This window comes from Streptomyces sp. NBC_01092 (genome assembly GCF_045039535.1).
In the GTDB taxonomy this organism is placed as follows: domain Bacteria; phylum Actinomycetota; class Actinomycetes; order Streptomycetales; family Streptomycetaceae; genus Streptomyces.
Genome location: NZ_CP108659.1, coordinates 9,825,297 through 9,845,019, shown reverse-complemented (window position 1 = coordinate 9,845,019; position 19,723 = coordinate 9,825,297). Strand labels below are relative to the sequence as shown.

The window sequence follows — 19,723 nt, the reverse complement described above, 5'->3', positions numbered from 1 at the left end:
CTCAAGTCACCTCGACAGCGGTTACCGATGCGGGATGTCGTCGGCCGGGCCAGGGCCGGTGGGGTCACGGACCGGGCGTCCGCCCGGCTCGGCGGCACAGGCGCGGGTACGCGAGTGCACGCAGAGGGCGGCCGCCCCGGGGGATGGGCGGCCGCCCCGTCGGATCGACCCGGGCCGGGACCCGGGTCGGGACGCCGGGGCGTCGGCTCAGGTCAGACGGCGTGTTCTGCGGGTTCTCTGGGATGCGGCACGGCGAAAGTCTCGGTCCGGGGGGACGGGAAAAACCCTAGTAACCGCGCGGTGACGGACGGCTGTTGAGGCGCACCGGGCGGCGCAACGCCGGGGCGGGTGCGGGGCACGGGGGACGCGGCGGAAGCAGAAAGCCCCGCCCGCGAGAGAGTTCACGCGGGCGAGGCTGGTTCTAAAGGGGTGGAGTGGGCGCTGCACACGCTGCTCAACCTGGACATGATCGGCGGCGGCCCGGTGGGCAACGGCCGGCTCGCCGAGGCCCACGGCCTCTCGGCGTCCTATCTCAACAAGCAGTTGCAGCAGCTCGCCCGCGCCGGACTCGTGGTCTCGGTATCCGGGCCGCGCGGCGGGTTCAGCCTGGCCAAGCCGCTCGAGTCCATCACCCTGCTGGACGTGGTGGAGGCCATCGAGGGCGACGCGCACCTCTTCCACTGCGCGGAGATCCGCTGCTGCGGGAAGATCGGCGACCTGTCGCCCGCGCCCACGGGTCCGTGCGCCGTCAACTCGGCGATGCGCAAGACGGAGGAGGCCTGGCACCAGGCTCTGGCCGCGCAGAATCTCGCCGAGATCAGGGCGGAGCTGGACCGGACCCCGGCGGTGCGGCGCATCGTGCGCTCGGCCCTTGAGGGCGGGTGACCCCACCGCGCCCTCATCGGCCGGGCCACCAGTGGGTCAGCTGCCGTTCTCCGGCCGGTGTGCGGCAGCGGTGTCGTCGTCGAGGCCGGCGACCAGGCCGCGCAACAGGGGGCCGTACTCGGGGTGGGCGAGAGCGGACGCCATCTGGGCGACCAGGTAGTCGGCCGGGTTGCCCGTGTCGTACCAGCGGCCCTTGATGACCTGCCCGTACACCGCGCGGGTGGCGGCGTAGGCGTTGATGGCGTCGGTCAGATACACCTCGCCGGTCCGGTGCTCGTACCAGCGGCGGGTCTGTTCGCGCAGCTCGTCGATGATGCCGGGGGTGACGACGTAGCCGCCGATGGCCGCGTACGACGACGGGGCGGAGGCGGGCTCGGGCTTCTCGACGAGACCGGTGATGCGCAGCTGGCCGCCGCCGAGGTCCTCCTTGACGATCGGGACGCCGTAGCGCTGCGACTCGGTGGGGTCCATCGGCAACAGGGCCAGCACCGGGCAGCCGGTCTGCTCGTAGGCCCGGATCAGCTGCTGGGCGCGCGGGACCTCGGCCACGAAGACGTCGTCGGGCCACAGAACGAGCACGGGCTCGTCGCCGAAGGAGCGGGCGGCGTTCAGTACCGGGGTGCCGTTGCCGTACGGGCCGTACTGGTCGAGGTAGGTGATGTGGCCCTTGCGGGCCAGCTCCGCGACCTCCTCGACGGCGTCGGCGTAGGCCGCCTTGCCGTCCTCGCGGAGCTGCTCGACGAGGGCGGGGTTGGGGCGGAAGTGCTCCTGGATGAGGCTCTTGCCGCCGGAGACCACGATGGTGATGTCGGTGATGCCGGAGTCCACCAGCTCGCGCACGGTGTGCTCGATGACCGGCTTGTCGCCGACCGGGAGCATCTCCTTCGGTGTCGCCTTCGTCAGGGGCAGCAGACGGGAGCCGAGTCCGGCGGCGGGGATGACAGCCCTGCGAATCGTCGGGGACATCGCATCTCTCTCGGTCGATCGGGCGCACCGCACCGGCAGGCGCGGCGTGGTCGACGCTACCAACGCCTGTCGTGGCCCTGCCGAGCGACCGCCGGTCACGGCAGCACGTGATCTCCACCGCCGTCGAACCCACTGTCACAGACGAGCCACCTGCCTTGTCTTTCTCTACATGCTCCCTTTGCTGTCCGATGTCACCGTTGACGCTCCGCGCCCGGAGCCACAGGACGCCTACGAGGTCAGTGCCGAGTTCTACGACATCCTTCAGGCGGACTGGGACAGGGCCCGCGTGCGCCGGTTCTACGGCCGTGACGTGCGCACCGCCCGCCGGGGTGTGCTGGACGTCGGCGCCGGGACGGGGCGGGTCACGCTCATGAGCCTCGCCGAATCGCGGGTTCCGGTGCACGCCGTCGAGCCCACGCGTTCCATGCGGTGCCTTCTGATGACGCGCCTGGCGGCGCTGCCCGTGGACGTGAGGACCCGCGTCACCGTGCACCCCCAGGGACTCGACGAGGCCGGGCTGCGCGAGGTGGCCGACGTGGCGATATGCCACAACACCATCGGCTGTCTCCCGCCGGCCGGGCGCCGAGCCCTGTGGCCCGCCGTCGCCGGCGCGCTCGTGCCCGGCGGGGTGCTCCTCGTCCACCTCCCGCCCGACCGCCTCCCCCACGACGAGGCCACGCATGTCCTCCCGGCCCAGAAGGTCGGCCAGCACGTGTACGGAGGGCGCATGGTGATGTCGGCCGACGCGGACCGGATCCGGACGCGCTTCGACTACTGGGTGCGGGGTGCGAGGGGTGTGCTGCGCGAGTACACCGAGACGTTCTGGATGTGGCCGGCCTCCCGCGCGGAGGTGATCGGGGAGCTGGCGAGGTCCGGGTTCGTTCCGCTGCCCGAGCGGGCCGATCCCGCGGTGCTGGCGGTGCGGCTCGAGCGGCCTCGACGGGCGCCGGGCGAAGGTGAATCCGGGCCCGCGACCGGCGGCGCCCACTTGTGACCTGCTCGTCCAGGACATGGAGGACATGAAGGATATGGAGGACATGGAGGAGTCCATGCGCGCCGAGGACGGCACCGACTCCCTCGACGGGGCAGCCCAGCAGTTCATGGCGGCGCGCCCTCAGCTGTTCGGCATCGCCTACCGCGTCCTCGGCAGTGCCGTGGAAGCCGAGGACATCGTCCAGGAGGCGTGGCTGCGGTGGCAGAAGACCGACCGCGACGAGATCCGGGAGCCGGCGGCGTTCCTGGCGACCGTCACCGCCCGGCTGGCGATCAACCTCGCCCAGTCCGCCAGGATGCGGCGTGAGTCGTACACCGGGCCCTGGCTTCCGGAGCCGGTCGACACCAGTGCGGATCCGCAGCTGGGTGCGGAACGGGCCGAGGCACTCGACCTGGCGGTGCTTCTCCTGCTGGAGAAGCTCAACCCCGTGGAACGGGCCGCCTACGTGCTGCGGGAGGCCTTCGACTACCCGTACCAGCGGATCGCGGAGATCCTCGAGACGAACGAGGCCAACACGCGCCAGCTGGTGAGCCGGGCCAGGAAGCACCTGGCGGCGGAACGCAAGGAGCCGGTCAGCTCCACCGCTCACCGGCGCCTGCTGGAGGTCTTTCTCGACGCGGCCCGGACCGGCAGCCTGTCGGGGCTGGAGAACGTCCTCGCAGCGGACGTGGTCAGCTACTCCGACGGCGGAGGGATCCGCGGGGCGTCCAAGATCCCGGTCGTCGGACGTACGCGCGTCTCCAAGTACCTCGCCGCGTTCGCCCCGCGACTCTGGCCGGGGGCGGAGTTCCGCTGGGTCGAGGCCAACGGCAGACCGGCCGTCCTTGTGTCGCCCGAGGGGCTCCCGGCGGTCCTGCTCTGCATCGACGTATCCGCACAGGGAATCGAACGCGTCATGTGGGTCATGAATCCAGCCAAGCTCGATCCCTACGTGGCGTCGCTGACCGGCTGAGGCGGGCCGCGCGCCGCTTCCGTGCCCGGGTAGCGGCCAGGTCGGCGACTGTCCACGGCCGTCGGTGACTGACGGCGGCCTTCGGCGACTGACGGCGAGTGCCGACGGCCTTCGGCGGGTGTCACAGGTTCGGTGACTTGTCGGTCAACCAGCTGTCCCGGACGGCCTGGGAGCAGCTCGACGAGGCAGGTGCATCGGATATGGCATGCGGAGTGATCGGCTCGGCGGTCCCGTCGTACGGCTGGGCGGGAGGTGCCCGATGAGCGAGCCGTTCCGGTTGCCCGACCTGTCCACCGAGAAGGACTACGTCGGAGAGTCCTTCGCCCCCATCTACACCACCACGGTGACGGTGAACGGTGGGCCGGCCAGTCACGGGCGCGCCTCGGGCAGGGCGCGCTCGGCCGACGGAGTCCTCGACATCGACCTGCGTATGCCTGCCGAACTGGGCGGAGACGGCCGGGGGACGAACCCCGAGCAGCTGTTCGCGGCCGGGTTCGCCGCGTGTTTCCACGGTGCCCTGAGCCTGGTGGCACGCCAGGAGGAACTCGACCCCGCCCCGATCTGCGTCGAGGCGACCGTGGCCTTCGGGCGGGATCCGGACGACGGCGGCTACCTGCTGCACATCGACCTGGTGGTCAGGTGGCCGGACATCGACCCGGAGATCGCCGCTCCGCTCCTGCAGAAGGCCGACTCGCTGTGCCCGTACGCGCGGATGGCCTGGCAGGGCACACCGACGACCATCACGCTCGCGCCCTGACGGGCGACGCCGGGGACGTGTCACAGAACGGCCCGCAGCCCGGTCGTAACGAGTGACACCCCCCTGATCGGAGACGACCGTGGCTCTCACCGAACAACGTCTGTCCACCATGGTGCTGGTGATCGGCACCGGCGGTGCCGGTCTGCGCGCGGCGATCGAACTGGCCGAGGCCGGTGTCGACGTCCTCGCGGTCGGCAAGCGCCCCAAGGACGACGCCCATACGGCACTCGCCGCCGGAGGCATCAACGCGGCCCTGGCCACCATGGATCCCGAGGACAGCTGGCAGCAGCACGCGGCGGACACGATCAAGGAGAGCTATCTGCTCGCCGACCCCCGCACGGTCGAGATCGTCACCCAGGGCGCCGCCCGGGGCATCGACGACCTGGAGCGCTACGGGATGGCCTTCGCCCGGGAGGAGGACGGCCGTATCTCCCAGCGGTTCTTCGGCGCGCACAGGTTCCGGCGGACCGCCTTCGCCGGCGACTACACCGGTCTGGAGATCCAGCGCACGCTCGTCCGGCGCGCCCAGCAGCTCGACATTCCGGTGCTCGACGGTGTCTACATCACGCGCCTGCTGGTGCATGACGGCGCCGTGTTCGGTGCCTACGGCTTCGACCTCGCGAGTGGCAGGCGCTATCTGATCCACGCGGACGCGGTCATCCTCGCCGCGGGCGGCCACACCCGGATCTGGCGGCGCACCTCCTCACGCCGCGACGAGAACACCGGCGACTCCTTCCGTCTGGCTGTGGACGCCGGGGCCCGGCTGCGTGACGCCGAGCTGGTCCAGTTCCATCCCTCCGGGATCATCGAGCCGGAGAACGCGGCCGGCACGCTGGTCAGCGAGGCCGCCCGCGGCGAGGGCGGGATTCTGCGCAACGCCCTCGGGGAACGGTTCATGGCCCGCTACGACCCCGACCGCATGGAGCTGTCCACCCGCGACCGGGTGGCCCTGGCCTCCTACACGGAGATCAAGGAAGGGCGGGGCACCCCCAAGGGCGGCGTCTGGCTCGATGTCTCCCATCTGCCCCGGCAGACGATCATGACGCGGCTCCCCCGCGTCTACCAGACGATGCTCGACCTCCAGATGCTCGACATCACCCGCGAACCGATCGAGATCGCGCCCACCGCGCACTACTCGATGGGCGGTGTGTGGGTGCGGCCGGAGGACCACAGCACCGATGTGGCGGGGCTGTACGCCATCGGTGAGGCGTCGAGCGGTCTGCACGGGGCCAACCGCCTCGGCGGGAACAGCCTCATCGAGCTGCTGGTCTTCGGCCGCATCACGGGGCAGGCGGCAGCGGCCTACTCGCAGTCCCTCACGGTGCAGCGCCGCTCGGCGTCGGCCGTCGCCGAGGCCCGTGCCGAGATCGACGATCTGCTCACGGCGGACGGGCCGGAGAACGTGCGCGCGCTGCAACGCGCCATCCGCAACACCATGACGGAGCACGCGGGCGTCGTACGCGACGAGGAGGGCCTGCGTGCGGGGCTGGCGGAGCTCGCCGTGATCGAGAAGCGGATGGCGGACGTCGGTGTGCACCCGGACATCGCCGGCTATCAGGACCTCGCGCACGCCTTCGATCTCAAGTCGGCCGCACTGGCCGCGCGGGCCACGCTCGAATCGGCGTTGGAGCGTCGCGAGACGCGCGGCTGTCACAACCGCAGCGACCACCCGGACCAGGATCCCGCCCTGCGCGTGAATCTCGTGTGGTCCCCGACGACCGGTGTCACCCACGAGAGCATTCCGGACGTCCCGGACGAGATTTCCTCTCTGATGCAGGACGTCTCTACCGAGGGAAAACTCGTCGAATGAAGTCACAAGCAGAACCGCTGCCCGGTCTCTTCTAGTGCAGACCGAATACAGCGAATGCAGCGAATGCAACGAATGCAACCTCGCATGCAGATCGAAATTCTCTCCGAGAGGAATCCGTCATGAAGGTCGTAGTGATCGGTGGAACCGGGCTCATCGGCTCGAAGCTGGTCGGCAAGCTCGAAGAGCACGGGCACGAGGCGGTCGCGGCCGCGCCCAACACCGGCGTCAACACTCTGACGGGTGAGGGTCTCGCCGAGGTCCTCAAGGGCGCGTCGGTCGTGGTCGACGTGTCCAACTCCCCCTCGTGGGAGGACGACGCCGTCATGAACTTCTTCCGGACCTCCACGACCAACCTCCTCAAGGCGGAGGCCGAGGCCGGCGTGACGCACCACGTCGCGCTGTCCGTGGTCGGCACCGACCGCCTCCAGGACAGCGGGTACTTCCGTGCCAAGCAGGCGCAGGAAGAGCTGATCAAGGCGTCCGGCATGCCCTACTCCATCGTCCACGCCACCCAGTTCTTCGAGTTCATCAAGGGGATCGCCGACATCTCGACCGATGGCGACACCGTGCGCCTGCCCGCCGCCAAGTTCCAGCCCATGTACTCCGACGACGTGGCCGCGGCCGTCGGCCGCACCGCGGTCGGCACGCCGGTCAACGGCGTGGTGGAGAACGCCGGCCCCGACGTCTTCCAGCTCGACGAGCTGATCCGCAAGACGCTCGCCGCCGAGAACGACCCCCGCACGGTCGTCACGGACCCGCACGCCCCGTACTCCGGCGCCGAGCTCCAGGAGACCACTCTCCTGCCGGGGCCGGACGCACAGATCGCGCCGACCAAGCTGTCGGACTGGCTCGCGCGACAGCAGTAGAACGCGGCGAAGTGGCCCCTGCCGGCAGGCGGGGGCCACTTCGCTCATGAATTCCCCACGTGCCCGTGCCCGGTCAGAACCGCTTCCAAGTGCGCGAGGTCCCCGTATTCGGCCGCCGCGAGAAAGGCCTGCACGAGCCGCCGGTGCGCGACAGCGTCCACGGGCTGCCTGGGACGGTGCGCCGCGAGACGCTCCTGCGCCCGCGAGACCTGCTGCCTCGTGTTGGCGACGCCGATGCCCAGGAGCTCGGAGATCCGGCCGTACGGATAGCCGAACCCCTCCCGCAGCACGTACGCCGCACGCTGCTTCGGCGTCAGCGTCGCCATCAGCAGCAGAACCGCTCCGTCGGCGGCGTCGTGCCGCTCGGCCACGGCTTCCGGTGTGGCGTCGGTGTCCGTCGACTCCGGGAGCCAGGGGCTGGCACAGGATTCCCGGCGCTTCCAGGCGGACTGGACGAGGTTGATGGCCAGCCGGACGGTGGTCTTCCTGAGCAGCGCCGACGGGTTGCGGACGACCGTGCGGTCCGCCCGCTGCCAGCGCAGCCATGCTTCCTGGATGACGTCCTCCGCCTCGCCCGTGTCCCCCACGATCCGGTTGGCGATCTTGAGCAGCCCCGGTCTGGCCTGGACGAACAGCGACGTCGCCTCGTCCGGTACGGCAATCGCCCGTACGGCCGTCGGGCCCGCCCACTCCCGGCCCGCCCCGGCTTCGACCAGATGCGTGTCCACGCCCGGCTCCTCCGCTCGGTGGGTCAGCGGCATGAAAAGCGGCTGACTCCAACATCCCGCCGTGAGCGACCGACCGCACCTCGCGAAGGTCGGCGACGGACAACGTGGCTGATCACACAGCGCCCTCTTCCCGATCAATGAGGGTCGCGCCGGATGCCAGGGCGCAGGCGGCGTCGATGAAGTACTGCTCGTCGGCACCGTGCACGAGGCCGAGGATGACGCCCTGTGCAAGACCGACGAACAGTGCTCTGAGCGCGGCGACCAGACGTTGCGCCTGATACGACGTCACAACGCTCCCGTTGTGTGATCTGCCGGTGAACAGCGCGATCAGGTGGCTCTCCTGGGCCCGGACGGATGCGGCGAGCTGAGAACCGAGCTCACGGTCGTGCCGAGCCATGTCCAGCAGCGTGATCTGCAACGACATGCCGGACAGCGCATCCGGGGCGTCACAGCTGCGCCGGTAGTACCGGGCGAAGGCCTCAACCGACTCCAGGAGATCCAGCTCAGCGGGAATCACCTGCTCGATCTCTTCGTAGTGCGGCCGCAGGTAGTCGGTGACCAGGGCCGCCACCAAGCCGCCCTTGCTACCGAACAACGAGTAGACAGCGCCGGTCGTCAGGCCGGCCCGCTCGGCGATCTCGTCGAGCTTGGCACGGTGCCCCTCCCGGGAGACGACTTGGAAGGCAGCGTCCAGCAAGGCCCGGCGGTTGCGGTCCTTGAGCTCCGCTCTCGTCATTCTCATAATCCCATTATTGTAGTAACGAAGTTACGGAACAGAGGTAGGACGGGGAGGACGCTCATGACGCAGGCTCAGGCTCAGACTCAGGCCGTGGCACCGTCGGCGACGCGCCTGTACAGAGGGGTCATCGCCGACGGCGTATTCAAGGTGATGCTCGGTGCCGCCTTCATCGGCGGTGCTGCCCGGCTCGGCGATCTGCTGGGCGTGAGCGCCTGGCTGATGATCGCCTCCGGGGTTGCCCTGCTGATCGGCGGCGGGATCGAGATCAGGTATGTGCGGAGCCGCGCGATGGGTACCTACATGCGGCTCATGGTTGCCTACGACAGCGGCTGGGTGCTGACGGCGCTTGTCGGCGTACTGATCGCATGGCGGAGCGGCACCGCCGGGGGTGAGGTGTGGATCGGGTACCAGACGGCCGCTCCCCTTGCACTTGCCGCACTGCTGATCGCTGGAATGCCCGTGCGGCCGACGCACGTGTGAGAAACAGGCCGATGTCACAGGATCCGGGCCTGGCCGGTCTCACCAGTTGTCCTGTGAAGCTGCGCGCGAGGGAGGTCGGGCTGTGGCGGGCGCGGACGATGCGGTGTCGTTGGTGGAGTTGCTGGATGAGCGACGGCATCTGGTGGACGTGGCGTTCTGGATGTTGGGCCGTGAGCGTGAGGCCGAGCGCGTGATCGACGAGGCGTATCGGCAGTGGTTCGGGCTGTCGGATGCGGAACGGGCCCGGATCGTGGACCCGCGGTCGTGGCTGGCGCGGGTGGTGGGGGGTATCTGTCTGTCCCGGTTGGCGTCGCCCGGTCGGGACAGGGCCCGCGTGACGTCGGACGCGGGCGATGCGGTGGGGCGGGGGGTGCTCGCGGAGGAGGTCAGCGGGGTGTTGCTGGAGGCGTTGGATTCATTGCCTCCGGCGGAGCGGGCCGCGTTCGTGCTGAACGATGTGTTCGCCTGCGCGCCGGGGGCGGTCGCGGACATCCTCCGGCAGAGCGAGCCAGTGTGCGTGGAGCTGGCGGACCGGGCGCGAAAGAGTCTGCGGGCGCAGCGCCGGCTGCCGACGTCGGTGGCGGAGCACGACGCGGTGGTGGGGGCGGTGCGTGCGGCGTGCGTGAGTGAGGACGAAGGGGTGCTCGCGTCGTTGCTCGCGGTGGATGCGACGGCGTTCTTCGACGGCGGCGGGAAGGTGCGTGCGCTGGTCAAGCCGGTGCACGGGGGTGCGCAGGTGGCGCGGACTCTGTTGACGTTGCTGGCGCGGCATCCGCGGACCACTCTGGACACACACGCTGTCAACGGGCGGACCGGGCTGGTGGTGCAGTACGGGCGCCAGGTCGCCGCGGTGATCAGCCTTGATGTCGCCGGGCCGCATGTCGTGCAGGTCTGGGTCACCGTCAACCCCGACAAGCTCCGCACCTGGAACCACGCCGGCGGTCTTCTCTGACACGGCAGGCCTGTCACAGCACGGGGAGCCGTCCGGTCAGTGAGGCAGACGCGTCGGGAAGAGCCGTGAAGCTCAAGGACCGCCACCGGGCACCGGTACCCGGAGGAACGGAGACCGCAGGATCATGCATCTCAAGACGTCCCCCACGGAAAACGACCTGGACGACGCCGTTTCCGTCTTCGTGGAACTCCGCCCGCGGCTCTTCGGTATCGCCTATCGCGTGCTGGGAAGTGCGGCCGAGGCCGAGGATGTGGTGCAGGAGGCCTGGATGCGGTGGCAGAAGACCGACCGCTCCGTGGTGATCAGCCCGGCGGCCTTTCTGTCGAGCACCACCACCCGGCTGGCCATCAACGTCGCGCATTCGGCCCGCGTCCGCCGCGAGACCTATATCGGCCCCTGGCTGCCCGAGCCCGTCGACACGAGCCACGATCCCCAGGTGGGCGCCGAACGGGCCGAAGCCCTGGAATTCGCTCTCCTCCTCGTACTGGAGAAACTGAATCCCACGGAACGGGCCGCCTATGTCCTGAGGGAGGCGTTCGACTACGCCTACTCCGACATCGCGGAAATACTCGGGCTCAGCATCGTCAACGTACGCAAGATCGTGAGCCGGGCCCGCAAGCATCTGGAGACCGACCAGCGGGAGACGGTGGACGCGGTGGCCCATCGACAGCTGCTCGATGCCTTCGTCTCGGCCGCGCGGAACGGAGATGTCGCCTCGCTGGAGGCCGTCCTCACGCCGGATGCCGTCAGCCTGTCCGACGGCAACGGCATCCGGGGCGCCGCTCGCGTCCCTGTACTGGGCCGTGCGCGGGTGGCGAACCTGGCGACCGCCACTCGACGGTTCTGGGGTGGGGTGGAGGTCCGCCACGTCGAGGCCAACGGACGCGGCGGCGTGCTGCTCTACCGGGACGGCCGGCCCTCGACGTTCATGACGATGGCGGCCTCGCGCGAGGGCATTCACCAGCTGATGTGGGTGTTCAATCCGAGCAAGATCGCCGCGTTCATCGACTCGGGCTTCCGCAACACCAGGGCACTCGCCGTCTGAGGAGCACGAGGCCGGGCCCGGACGCCAGGAGGCGCTTGCTCAGCCCCGTTCCCGCGTGCGGAAGGCCCCTTCCCGCGTGCGGAAAGCCCCCGGTGTGCCGCCGGTCTCGCGGGTGAAGAACTTGCCGAAGTTGGTCGGTTCGGTGAAGCCGAGGCGGCGGCCGATGGCTGCCACCGGCAGGGTGGTGTGGGCGAGGAGCCGCTTGGCCTCCAGGACGACACGTGCGTCGATGAGGGTCTTGGCGGTGCGACCGGTCGCGGCCTGGCAGACGCGGTTCAGGGTGCGCGGGGAGTAGCCGATGCGGGCGGCGTAGTCCGCGGTATTACGAGTGTCCGTGAAAGAGCCTTCCAACTCGTGCAGGAAGCGGCGGTAGGCGTCGTCACCGGCACCGCCGGTACCGCCCGTGTCGCCGTCGTCCGGTCCTTCGGGGCCGGGCAGCCGGGCGATGCGCAGCAGCAGTGCGCCGAGGAGTTGCCGGAGCAGGTCGATGGTCGGGCCGGCGGCCTCCGCCTCCTCGACGGCGCGTCGGTACTCCACGGCCAGTTCGTCCAACGCGTGGGAGATACCGGCGCGTTCGCCCTCGGGAACGGTCCGGGCGGCCGGCCCGAGCGGGTGGCCGAGCAGCGGGGCGATCCGCTCCAGGTGGGACGGGAAGGCGCCCGTGAACAGAACGATGGCTGCTTCGAGGGCGCCGGAGTCGTCGGGAGCGCCGCGTCTGTCGGACCCGTCGGGCAGGGGCCGCGGGATGCGCTGGACCTGCCCCGGCCGGACGTGCAGCAGCGTCCCGGCCGCACACGGGTACTCGACGAAATCGACCATGGCGACTCCCCGGCCGCCGGTCACCAGGGTCAGGTGGTGGAAGTCCGGCCGGTGCGGCCTGCCCAACTCCTCCAGGGACAGTCGGCTCGTCAGCTCGCTGTGCGTGAGGGTTTCCACGCCCAGCTGAGGCCGGGCGGGGTTGTTGTAGCCCACCGTCGCGAGCGCGGACCCGTCAGGAGCCTGTCCACTTCTGACCATGATGGTTCCAGATGCTACCTCGCTCGCCGGGCAGGCGCCGCCCAGGATGAAGGGGAGGCCGCGGGCACCGGAGCACCGCCGCCACCGCAACAGAACGGAACGCGTCATGAGCAACAAGGACCTGGTCGTCGAAGCCGCCGGCGAGCTGTTCGGCAAGAAGGACCCCTCCGCGGTGGACCGCTGGGTCGCCCCCGGTTACGTCCAGCACAGCTCGCTCGCGGCCGACGGCCCCGAGGCCCTGCGCGCCCTGGTCTCCTCGCTGCCGGACGGCTTCCGCTACGAGGGCGCCCGGGTCATCGCCGACGGCGACCTGGTGGCGCTGCACGGCACCTACCACGGCTTCGGCCCCGTCCCGCTGGTCGCCTTCGACCTGTTCCGCGTCGAGAACGGCAGGCTCGCGGAGCACTGGGACGCCCTGACGCCGGTAGTCGAGGACACCGTCAGCGGACGTACCCAGACCGACGGCCCGACCCGGGCCACCGACCTCGACAGGACCGAGGCCAACCGCGCCCTGGTCACCGAGTTCGCGGAGAAGGTCCTCAAGGGCGCCGACTACTCGGTGCTCACCGACTACATCTCCACCGAGACCTACGACCAGCACAACCCCGAGGCCGGCGACGGCCTGGACGGCTTCGGCGCCGCCGCCGGCAAGTGGGCCGAGCAGGGCAAGAACCTGGTCTTCAAGACCGTCCACAAGGTCGTGGCCGAGGGCGACTTCGTACTGCTGCAGTCGGAGGGCGAGTTCGGCGTCCCGGTCGCCTACTGGGACCTCTTCCGGGTGGCCGACGGCAAGATCGTCGAGCACTGGGATGTCATCGCCCCCATCCCCGCCGAACTCCCGCACAGCAACGGCCTGTTCTGACCTGCCCACACCCTGGCACGGACACTGCCAGGTGATGGAACTGGGGTGAGTGCTCGCGTGAGGCTGCGGACTCGGCTCAGCTGTCCGACTCGAGGGCGATGCTCGCCAGGAGAGCTGCGAGTTCCACCGGCTTCGACAGGAACGGCGAGTGGCTGCCCTCGATCCGGTGGACCGCGCCGGACCTTGCCGCCATGATCTGCTGGCTCTGCGCAGGCAGGGCCTGATCGTCCTCGCAGAGGACGTACGTCGACGGGACGGTGTGCCACCCCGCCGCGGTCAGGGCCTCATTGAAGGACCTCGCGCTCTGCGGCACCAGTCGCTTCGCGGCCTCGTCGGCCTCGGACTGGAGCGCGTCGCCGTAGAACAGCGCGACGGGATTGTCGGGTACGGCCACGAAACCACCCGGCTCCGGTGAGACCGGCGCGCCGTGGAACCCCAGGAGACTCTCACCGGCTTCCAGCTGGTACGCCGCCAGATAGACGATGCGCGACACGTTCCCCGCCTCGGCAACGGCCTGGCTGACCGGTATGCCGCCGTACGAGTGCGCGACGACCACGACCGGGCCGTCGATGGTCTCCAACTCCCGGAGGACCGCCTGCGCGTCGTCCTGCACGCCGGCCTGCTCACCGGCGCTCGGCAGGTCGATCGCCCGAGTCCGCCACCCGTCGGCCTCCAGCACCGACCTCAGCTTCTCCCAGCACCATGCGCCGTGCCATGCCCCGTGCACCAGGAGCAGAGCCGGACGGGAATCCCCATCAGTCACAGCAGTCCACTTTCAGATCGGTCGGGAACGCCAAGAGCGCCCAGCGGCGCTGACGCAGCGAGCCTAAAGGTCATCGGACACACTGTCCAACGTACTGTCCAACAAACTGCCCAGGAGGGACCTTTCGACCGGACCGATGCAAGGGCCTTCCAGGAGGCCCGAGTTCACCACGCACACGGCCCCGACCAGCAGGAGCAGCGCGTGCACCAGCTAGTCGACGGCCGGTTCGGGGGCGCGGCGGAACACGCCATACCAGTAACCCTTTGCCAGCTCACGTGCGACCGTCACGTCGTCCTCGTCGCTGCCGTGCACCTGCTGGGCGATGACCTGGCCGCCGCCCTGGACGATGATCCTGGCGGCAAGCCCGGGGTCGATGTCTGCGGGCGTCCGCCCGGCCCGCTGCTCCTCCTTCAGTACCGTCACCATGTTGTCGATGAAACGGTCCTGATCCGCCGTCCATGCGTCCCGCACCGCCGGGTCGTACGCGGCCACTTCGTTGATCGCCGACAACAGAGCCGCATGCTCGCGGTAGTGCCGAAGGATCAGCTCGTAGGTATGCGCCAGACCGTCCAGCCCGCCGCCCGGACCACAGGGCTGCCAGGATGACGCGATCGCGTAGCTCTCGGTCTTGAGTGACCCGCTCAGCCGGAGCAGAACATCCACCTTGTCGCGGAAGTACAGATAGAACGTGGAGCGCGAGATGCCCGCCGCGTTGGCGATCTGCTCCACGCTCAGCTCGGTGTAGGTCACACCATCGCGCAGCAGCTCCTCGATCACGGAGAGGATCCGCTTTTCGAGTGCGGACCGCCGGTCAGCCGCGCTGGAGCGTCGTCGAGTGGTGGAAGCCATGGGGTCATATTAAGGAACCGTCGGAATGCACCGCCTGCGCCGATCAGGTGTCAGGCCCAAGAGGTCACCGGCGTGAACGAGCTGTCCTGCCGGAACTGATCCGTGCCGTCCGTCCGGTCCACCCGCAGTTGGTAGTTGTAGTGCCGCAGGTAGTACCCGGGGTAGTTGTACGACTCGAAGCGGATCGAGCCGCTCGACGAACCCGTGCGGGCGACGAACGTGGCGTCCTTGGCGAATGTCGACGTGCCGTCGTTGGTGTCGAAGCGGGCGCGGAAGTCGTAGTGGCGCAGGTACTTGCCGGAGGAGTCGCGCAGGGAGTAGCCGTTCGCGTCGGCGAGGCCTGCCACGACCGTGAAGGTCGCCGCCTGCTTCTCGGCGGTGGTGCTGGAGGCGCTGACCACCGGGAGGTTGAGCAGGGAGGACTGGACCTGCCAGTAGCGGGTGGAGAAGTTGGCGGACTGGAAGGAGCGGGTGACGTTCTTCGCCAGGGTCGGGCCGCCCGAGACGGTCTCCTTGATGACCGTGAAGTGGCGGGCCGTGCCCGAGACGGCCGGCAGGGCGGCCGGGGCGGACCAGGTCGCGAAGGTGTCGTAGCTGTCGCTGTAGTAGTACGTGCCGTCGCCGTAGCCGTCGAAGAACAGACGCCAGCCGCCGTTGTCGAGCTGGATGAGCGCGGGGCCCTCGCGGTAGCTGCCCCAGCCGGCCCAGTCGCCGGTGCGGGAGATCGTGTAGGGGCCGGTGAGGCTGGAGGCCGTCGCGTACTCGATGTACTTCGTCGTCTCGTTCTTGGTGAAGGCATGGTAGGTGGAGCCGATCTTCACGAGGAACGTGTCGATGTGGTTCTCGCCGATGCCGGAGAGCGCGACGGGTGAACTCCACGCCGTCAGCGCGGAGTTCGTGGCCTTCAGCAGATACGGCGTGAAGATCCACTCGTCGTCGGTGGTGGAGCAGGACACGATGACGTTCACGCTGCCGTCGCTGTCGACGAACCATTCCGGTGCCCAGGCCCGGGAGAGGCTCGCGATCGGGACCGTGTAGTCGTACAGGAACGTCCAGTTGACCCGGTCGGTGCTGCGCGCGAAGCCGATGGTGGTGCTGGTGTCCTGCCAGGTGTGGGTCGTGTAGGTGATGTAGTAGGAGCCGTTGGTGTGCTTGAGGATGCTCGCGTCGCGGATGCGGTTGCTCGGCGGCGTGTAGGCGGAGGCCTTGGCCAGACGGAAGTCGGTGGCATCGTCCGACTGATAGACGTTCACGGTCCCGTCGTTGCTGTTGAGGAACGGCACGATCGTGTAGCGGGTGGCCGAGCCGCTGGGCGGTGCGGCCGCCAGCGCCGTGCCGAGCAGGCCGGGGGCCTCGCCCAGGACCAGCGCCGAGGCGGGCAGGACGGCCATCGCGCGCAGCAGGGTACGGCGGGACGGGGTGGTGTGGGGGCGTCTGGTCACGAGCGGCTCTCCCTACGGCTCAAGGGACGACTCCGAACCATCACGTTCGTAATTTCGAACACGGTTCGGGAATTCGATCAGAAGGTAGGGGTGAGGTCCGGGCGCGTCAATGGTTTGCACACGCGGAAGCGGGACCTGGGAGAAACCTGTGGTGAACCTCGGAGCCGCACCGGGCGAAAACGTTCCGCCGCCGGCCCGACTGACGTTACCGTTCGGTAGACAACGTCGTCCCGGAGGTGCCCCGTATGACACCCGACCGTGCCGTAGGCCTCGCCGAGTCCGCCCGTGCGCTGGCCGACGGGGAGGTGACGTCGCGGGCCCTCGTCGCGGAGGCGCTCGCACGGATCGAGGCGACGCAGGAGTCCCTCAACGCCTTCCGCGTGGTGCGGGCCGAGGCCGCGCTCGCCGAGGCCGACGCCGCGGACAAGGAGCTCGCCGCCGGAGTACGCCGGCCGCTGCTCGGCGTTCCGGTCGCGGTCAAGGACGACATGAACGTGGCGGGCGAGCCGACCGCGTTCGGGTGCGCGGGAGAGTTCCCGCCCCTCGCCGAGGACGGTGAGGCGGTACGTCGACTGCGCGCGGCCGGGGCCGTGATCGTCGGCAAGACCAACACCTGTGAGCTGGGGCAGTGGCCGTTCACCGAGGGCCCCGCCTTCGGCGCGACGCGCAATCCGTGGGATCAGAACCACACGCCGGGCGGCTCGTCCGGCGGTTCGGCGGCCGCCGTGGCCGCCGGTCTGGTGCCCGCCGCACTCGGCTCGGACGGAGCCGGCTCGGTGCGGATCCCGGCCTCGTGGACGAACCTGATCGGCATCAAGCCGCAGCGCGGCCGGGTCTCCACCTGGCCGCGCGGCGAGTCCTTCAAGGGCATCACCGTCAACGGCACCCTCGCCCGTACGGTGGCCGACGCGGCTCTGCTGCTGGACGCCGCCGCCGGCAACCACGAACGCGACCCGCACCGGCCGCCCGCCATCGACGCCTCCGAGGCCGTCGGACGCGACCCCGGCCGGCTGCGCATCGCGCTCTCCCTCAAGCCGCCGTTCACCGCCCTGCCCGCCCGGCTGCAACCGGAGGTGCGGGCCAGGATCGTCGAACTCGCCGAGCGGCTCAGCGCGTTGGGACACCATGTCGAGGAGGCCGATCCGCCGTACGGCCAGATCGGGCTGACGTTCATCCCGCGCGCGACGGCCGGTATCGCCGAGTGGGCCGACGAGGTGCCCTTCCCCGCGCTGCTCGACCCGCGCACCCGCAGCGCCGCCCGCTTGGGCCGGCTCCTCGGCGGGGCCCCGCTGCGGGCGGCCCGGCGGGCGGAGGCGGTCCTGCACCGCCGTATCGGCAGGTTCTACGAGTCGTACGACGTCGTCCTCGCACCCACGACAGCCGCGGCCCCGCCCCGGATCGGCGCGATGCTCGGCCTCGGCGGTTTCGCCACCGACCGGGCGATGATCGCCGCCTGCCCCTACGCCTGGCCGTGGAACGTGCTGGGCTGGCCCGGGGTCAACGTCCCCGCCGGATTCGTGGGCGGGCTGCCCGTCGGCGGCCAGCTGCTCGGGCCGGCGAACAGCGAGCCGCTGCTGATCTCGCTGGCCGCGCAGCTGGAGGCGGAGCTGCGGTGGCACGAGCTGTGGCCGCCGCAGCAGGGCGAGACGGCGCCCAGTGCGGTTGCCTGATCCACACCAACTCCGGGGCGCAGGCCCTACGCTGTGACCATGGACGACGCGTCGATGGTCGGGCTCATGGGGCGGGTCACGGGGACGATCGGGCCGGGACTCGTCGGCGAGGTGATCGTGCGGGTGCGCGGCGGCGCCGAGCACTTCCTCGCCTATCCCGCCACCGGGACGGAGCGGATCGAGCGCGGCACCGTCGTGATGGTGGTGGAGTACCAGCCGCCGCGCACGGTCTACGTCCAGGCGGCGTACGACAGTTGAGCTCGCTTCGTCGCAGGTGAGAGACCCGTGTGTCAAGGTTGCGACAAGGATCCGTCAACGTCTGTACCTGCGCCCGGCACAGGCGCACACTCCCATTCGTTCGGTGCCGTAAGGGCACCATGCAAAGGGGGCGTATGCCGATGGTTGTCGGCGTCGTGGCGGGGGTGGCGGTAGCCGCCGTCCTCGTTCTGATCGGTCTGTTCAAGATGATGTGGCGGGTCGCCGAACCCAACGAGGCACTGGTCATCTCCGGCTCCAAGCACCGCATGGAGGGGCTGGAGGAGGGGATGGGCTTTCGCATCGTCACCGGGCGGGGCACGCTCGTGCTGCCCGGTGTGCAGGCGGTGCGCAAGCTGTCGCTCGACCTGAACGAGACCGAACTGCAAGTGGACTGCGTGACCCACCAGGGCATTCCCCTGAGAGTGCGGGGCGTGGTCATCTTCAAGGTGGGCGACGACTTCGTGTCGATCGCCAACGCGGCCCGCCGTTTCCTGGACCAGCAGAAGCTGATGTCCGAGCGGGTGCACAACGTCTTCGCCGGTCATCTGCGGTCCATCGTCGGCGGGTTGACGGTCGAGGACATGATCCGCGACCGGGAGAAGCTCACCGGGCAGACGCGGGCGGCGTGCGGTACGGAGATGGAGAAGCTCGGCCTCATCGTCGACTCGCTCCAGATCCACGAGATCGAGGACCCGACCGGGTACATCAAGAACCTGGCCGCCCCGCACGCGGCGGCCGTGCAGCGCGACGCGCGCATCGCGCAGGCCGAGTCGAACCGGCTCGCCACCGAGGCGGAGCAGCAGAGTTACGCGCGGATGGCCGAGGCGACCCGGGATAGCGAGATCCTCCAGGCCGGGTACCAAGCCGAGCGCGACAAGGCGGGTGCCAAGGCCCGGCAGGCCGGGCCGCTCGCCGACGCGGCCGCCCGGCAGGAGGTCGTCGTCCAGGAGACGCGGGTCGCCGAGCTGGAGGCGCACCGGCGTGAGCAGCAGCTCCAGGCCGATGTCCGCAAGCCCGCCGACGCGCAGGCCTACGAGAAGCGGACGCTGGCCGAGGCCGAGCGTGACGCGCGTATCTCGGCGGCCGAGGCCAAGGCGAAGGAGACGGAGCTGGCGGCCGCCGCCGAGGCGACCCAGGTCAAGACGGCCGCGGGCGCCGAGGCCGAGGCGACGAAGACGCGCGGCGCGGCCACGGCTGCGGCGACTCGGGCCACCGGTGAGGCCGAGGCCGCCGCGGCCCAGGCCAAGGGGCTCGCGAACGCGGAGGCGACCAAGGCCAAGGGGCTCGCGGAGGCGGAGGCCATCAAGGCCCGTGCCGCGGCGCTCGCCGAGAACCAGGAAGCGGTCGTCGCCCAGCAACTCGCCGAGAACTGGCCGGAGATCGTACGGGCCGGCGCGTCCGCGTTCGGCAACGTCGACAACATGGTGGTGCTCAACGGCGCCGACGGCATGGCGGACATGTTCGCCAAGGCGCTCACCATGGGCGGTACGGGGCTGGGTCTGGCGCGTCAGCTGCTCTCGTCGATGCAGCAGAACGGTCAGGCGCCGAAGGATGCCTCGCCGCTGGGCGGGCTCGCCCAGAACCAGAAGGTGCCGATGGACGAGAAGTGACCTTCACGCGTAACTAGTGACCCTTCACGCGTGACTAGTGACCCTTCACGCGTAACTCACGGGGACAGCCCCTAGGGT

At 69.9% G+C, this 19,723-nt stretch carries 20 protein-coding genes; 13 read left to right on the top strand and 7 right to left on the bottom strand.

What is annotated here, in order from left to right; all coding sequences use genetic code 11:
- The first annotated feature begins 429 nt into the window (after positions 1–429).
- Entirely contained in the window at positions 430–885 is a 456-nt protein-coding gene (locus tag OG254_RS44465; protein ID WP_405593430.1) for an Rrf2 family transcriptional regulator, read from the top strand.
- A 36-nt stretch (positions 886–921) separates the two neighbouring features.
- On the opposite strand, the gene OG254_RS44460 is transcribed toward OG254_RS44465, so the two are convergent.
- The gene (locus OG254_RS44460; protein ID WP_405593429.1) at positions 922–1,851 is read right to left on the bottom strand and encodes a UTP--glucose-1-phosphate uridylyltransferase; all 930 of its coding nucleotides are present in this window, start codon (positions 1,849–1,851) and stop codon (positions 922–924) included.
- A gap of 169 nt (positions 1,852–2,020) precedes the next feature.
- Here OG254_RS44460 and OG254_RS44455 point away from each other — a divergent pair, with 169 nt between their 5' ends.
- From OG254_RS44455 to OG254_RS44435, 5 genes are all read left to right on the top strand, one after another.
- Entirely contained in the window at positions 2,021–2,845 is an 825-nt protein-coding gene (locus tag OG254_RS44455; RefSeq protein ID WP_405593428.1) for a class I SAM-dependent methyltransferase, read from the top strand.
- Positions 2,846–2,900: 55 nt separating this feature from the next.
- On the top strand, positions 2,901–3,797 hold the full coding sequence (locus OG254_RS44450; RefSeq protein WP_405595566.1) for an RNA polymerase sigma-70 factor: 897 nt from the start codon (positions 2,901–2,903) through the stop codon (positions 3,795–3,797).
- A gap of 259 nt (positions 3,798–4,056) precedes the next feature.
- Positions 4,057–4,554 carry an Ohr family peroxiredoxin gene (locus tag OG254_RS44445; RefSeq protein ID WP_405593427.1) on the top strand — a complete coding sequence of 166 codons (498 nt, stop codon included), beginning with the start codon at positions 4,057–4,059 and terminating at the stop codon, positions 4,552–4,554.
- 109 nt (positions 4,555–4,663) lie between these two features.
- The gene (locus OG254_RS44440) at positions 4,664–6,364 is read left to right on the top strand and encodes an FAD-binding protein (protein ID WP_405595563.1); all 1,701 of its coding nucleotides are present in this window, start codon (positions 4,664–4,666) and stop codon (positions 6,362–6,364) included.
- Between the two features lie 119 nt (positions 6,365–6,483).
- Positions 6,484–7,230 carry an SDR family oxidoreductase gene (locus tag OG254_RS44435; RefSeq protein ID WP_351186921.1) on the top strand — a complete coding sequence of 249 codons (747 nt, stop codon included), beginning with the start codon at positions 6,484–6,486 and terminating at the stop codon, positions 7,228–7,230.
- A 44-nt stretch (positions 7,231–7,274) separates the two neighbouring features.
- Here OG254_RS44435 and OG254_RS44430 read toward each other — a convergent pair whose 3' ends face one another.
- Positions 7,275–7,958 (bottom strand): sigma-70 family RNA polymerase sigma factor, encoded by a 684-nt coding sequence (locus OG254_RS44430; protein ID WP_405593425.1) that lies wholly within the window; start codon positions 7,956–7,958, stop codon positions 7,275–7,277.
- 112 nt (positions 7,959–8,070) lie between these two features.
- Positions 8,071–8,694: a TetR/AcrR family transcriptional regulator gene (locus OG254_RS44425; RefSeq protein ID WP_405593423.1), complete on the bottom strand. Its 624-nt coding sequence runs from the start codon at positions 8,692–8,694 to the stop codon at positions 8,071–8,073.
- Positions 8,695–8,757: 63 nt separating this feature from the next.
- Here OG254_RS44425 and OG254_RS44420 point away from each other — a divergent pair, with 63 nt between their 5' ends.
- The 3 genes from OG254_RS44420 (at position 8,758) to OG254_RS44410 (ending at position 11,174) form a co-directional block, all read left to right on the top strand.
- The gene (locus OG254_RS44420) at positions 8,758–9,177 is read left to right on the top strand and encodes a hypothetical protein (protein ID WP_405593422.1); all 420 of its coding nucleotides are present in this window, start codon (positions 8,758–8,760) and stop codon (positions 9,175–9,177) included.
- 82 nt (positions 9,178–9,259) lie between these two features.
- Complete coding sequence (locus OG254_RS44415; RefSeq protein WP_405593421.1) at positions 9,260–10,129, top strand: RNA polymerase subunit sigma; 870 nt, start codon at positions 9,260–9,262, stop codon at positions 10,127–10,129.
- A 124-nt stretch (positions 10,130–10,253) separates the two neighbouring features.
- Entirely contained in the window at positions 10,254–11,174 is a 921-nt protein-coding gene (locus OG254_RS44410; protein WP_405593420.1) for an RNA polymerase sigma-70 factor, read from the top strand.
- Between the two features lie 39 nt (positions 11,175–11,213).
- Here the strand turns inward: OG254_RS44410 and OG254_RS44405 are convergent, their stop codons facing one another.
- On the bottom strand, positions 11,214–12,191 hold the full coding sequence (locus OG254_RS44405) for an AraC family transcriptional regulator (protein ID WP_405593419.1): 978 nt from the start codon (positions 12,189–12,191) through the stop codon (positions 11,214–11,216).
- Positions 12,192–12,297: 106 nt separating this feature from the next.
- On the opposite strand from OG254_RS44405, the gene OG254_RS44400 reads away from it, so the two are divergent.
- Positions 12,298–13,053 carry a nuclear transport factor 2 family protein gene (locus tag OG254_RS44400; protein WP_405593418.1) on the top strand — a complete coding sequence of 252 codons (756 nt, stop codon included), beginning with the start codon at positions 12,298–12,300 and terminating at the stop codon, positions 13,051–13,053.
- A 76-nt stretch (positions 13,054–13,129) separates the two neighbouring features.
- On the opposite strand, the gene OG254_RS44395 is transcribed toward OG254_RS44400, so the two are convergent.
- The 3 genes from OG254_RS44395 to OG254_RS44385 form a co-directional block, all read right to left on the bottom strand.
- Positions 13,130–13,816: an alpha/beta fold hydrolase gene (locus OG254_RS44395; RefSeq protein ID WP_405593416.1), complete on the bottom strand. Its 687-nt coding sequence runs from the start codon at positions 13,814–13,816 to the stop codon at positions 13,130–13,132.
- A 210-nt stretch (positions 13,817–14,026) separates the two neighbouring features.
- Complete coding sequence (locus OG254_RS44390; protein WP_405593415.1) at positions 14,027–14,665, bottom strand: TetR/AcrR family transcriptional regulator; 639 nt, start codon at positions 14,663–14,665, stop codon at positions 14,027–14,029.
- A 50-nt stretch (positions 14,666–14,715) separates the two neighbouring features.
- Positions 14,716–16,107, bottom strand: a complete 1,392-nt coding sequence (locus OG254_RS44385) for a glycoside hydrolase family 43 protein (RefSeq protein WP_405593414.1) — start codon at positions 16,105–16,107, stop codon at positions 14,716–14,718.
- Between the two features lie 245 nt (positions 16,108–16,352).
- Here OG254_RS44385 and OG254_RS44380 point away from each other — a divergent pair, with 245 nt between their 5' ends.
- The 3 genes from OG254_RS44380 to OG254_RS44370 all read left to right on the top strand — a co-directional run bounded on the left by OG254_RS44380 (position 16,353) and on the right by OG254_RS44370 (position 19,645).
- Positions 16,353–17,777, top strand: coding sequence for an amidase (locus OG254_RS44380; protein WP_351186974.1), 1,425 nt, complete (start codon positions 16,353–16,355; stop codon positions 17,775–17,777).
- 39 nt (positions 17,778–17,816) lie between these two features.
- Complete coding sequence (locus tag OG254_RS44375) at positions 17,817–18,035, top strand: hypothetical protein (RefSeq protein ID WP_351186976.1); 219 nt, start codon at positions 17,817–17,819, stop codon at positions 18,033–18,035.
- Positions 18,036–18,169: 134 nt separating this feature from the next.
- Positions 18,170–19,645 carry a flotillin family protein gene (locus tag OG254_RS44370; protein ID WP_405593413.1) on the top strand — a complete coding sequence of 492 codons (1,476 nt, stop codon included), beginning with the start codon at positions 18,170–18,172 and terminating at the stop codon, positions 19,643–19,645.
- Positions 19,646–19,723 lie beyond the last annotated feature (78 nt).

Bases quoted from the DNA above. Each gene is read 5' to 3' on its own strand.
- OG254_RS44405 (WP_405593419.1), bottom strand. From the start codon at position 12,191: ATGGTCAGAAGTGGACAGGCTCCTGACGGGTCCGCGCTCGCGACGGTG.
- OG254_RS44425 (WP_405593423.1), bottom strand. From the start codon at position 8,694: ATGACGAGAGCGGAGCTCAAGGACCGCAACCGCCGGGCCTTGCTGGAC.
- OG254_RS44435 (WP_351186921.1), top strand. From the start codon at position 6,484: ATGAAGGTCGTAGTGATCGGTGGAACCGGGCTCATCGGCTCGAAGCTG.
- OG254_RS44375 (WP_351186976.1), top strand. From the start codon at position 17,817: ATGGACGACGCGTCGATGGTCGGGCTCATGGGGCGGGTCACGGGGACG.
- OG254_RS44450 (WP_405595566.1), top strand. From the start codon at position 2,901: ATGCGCGCCGAGGACGGCACCGACTCCCTCGACGGGGCAGCCCAGCAG.
- OG254_RS44370 (WP_405593413.1), top strand. From the start codon at position 18,170: ATGCCGATGGTTGTCGGCGTCGTGGCGGGGGTGGCGGTAGCCGCCGTC.
- OG254_RS44400 (WP_405593418.1), top strand. From the start codon at position 12,298: ATGAGCAACAAGGACCTGGTCGTCGAAGCCGCCGGCGAGCTGTTCGGC.
- OG254_RS44390 (WP_405593415.1), bottom strand. From the start codon at position 14,665: ATGGCTTCCACCACTCGACGACGCTCCAGCGCGGCTGACCGGCGGTCC.
- OG254_RS44410 (WP_405593420.1), top strand. From the start codon at position 10,254: ATGCATCTCAAGACGTCCCCCACGGAAAACGACCTGGACGACGCCGTT.
- OG254_RS44455 (WP_405593428.1), top strand. From the start codon at position 2,021: ATGCTCCCTTTGCTGTCCGATGTCACCGTTGACGCTCCGCGCCCGGAG.
- OG254_RS44445 (WP_405593427.1), top strand. From the start codon at position 4,057: ATGAGCGAGCCGTTCCGGTTGCCCGACCTGTCCACCGAGAAGGACTAC.
- OG254_RS44460 (WP_405593429.1), bottom strand. From the start codon at position 1,851: ATGTCCCCGACGATTCGCAGGGCTGTCATCCCCGCCGCCGGACTCGGC.
- OG254_RS44380 (WP_351186974.1), top strand. From the start codon at position 16,353: ATGACACCCGACCGTGCCGTAGGCCTCGCCGAGTCCGCCCGTGCGCTG.
- OG254_RS44440 (WP_405595563.1), top strand. From the start codon at position 4,664: ATGGTGCTGGTGATCGGCACCGGCGGTGCCGGTCTGCGCGCGGCGATC.
- OG254_RS44420 (WP_405593422.1), top strand. From the start codon at position 8,758: ATGACGCAGGCTCAGGCTCAGACTCAGGCCGTGGCACCGTCGGCGACG.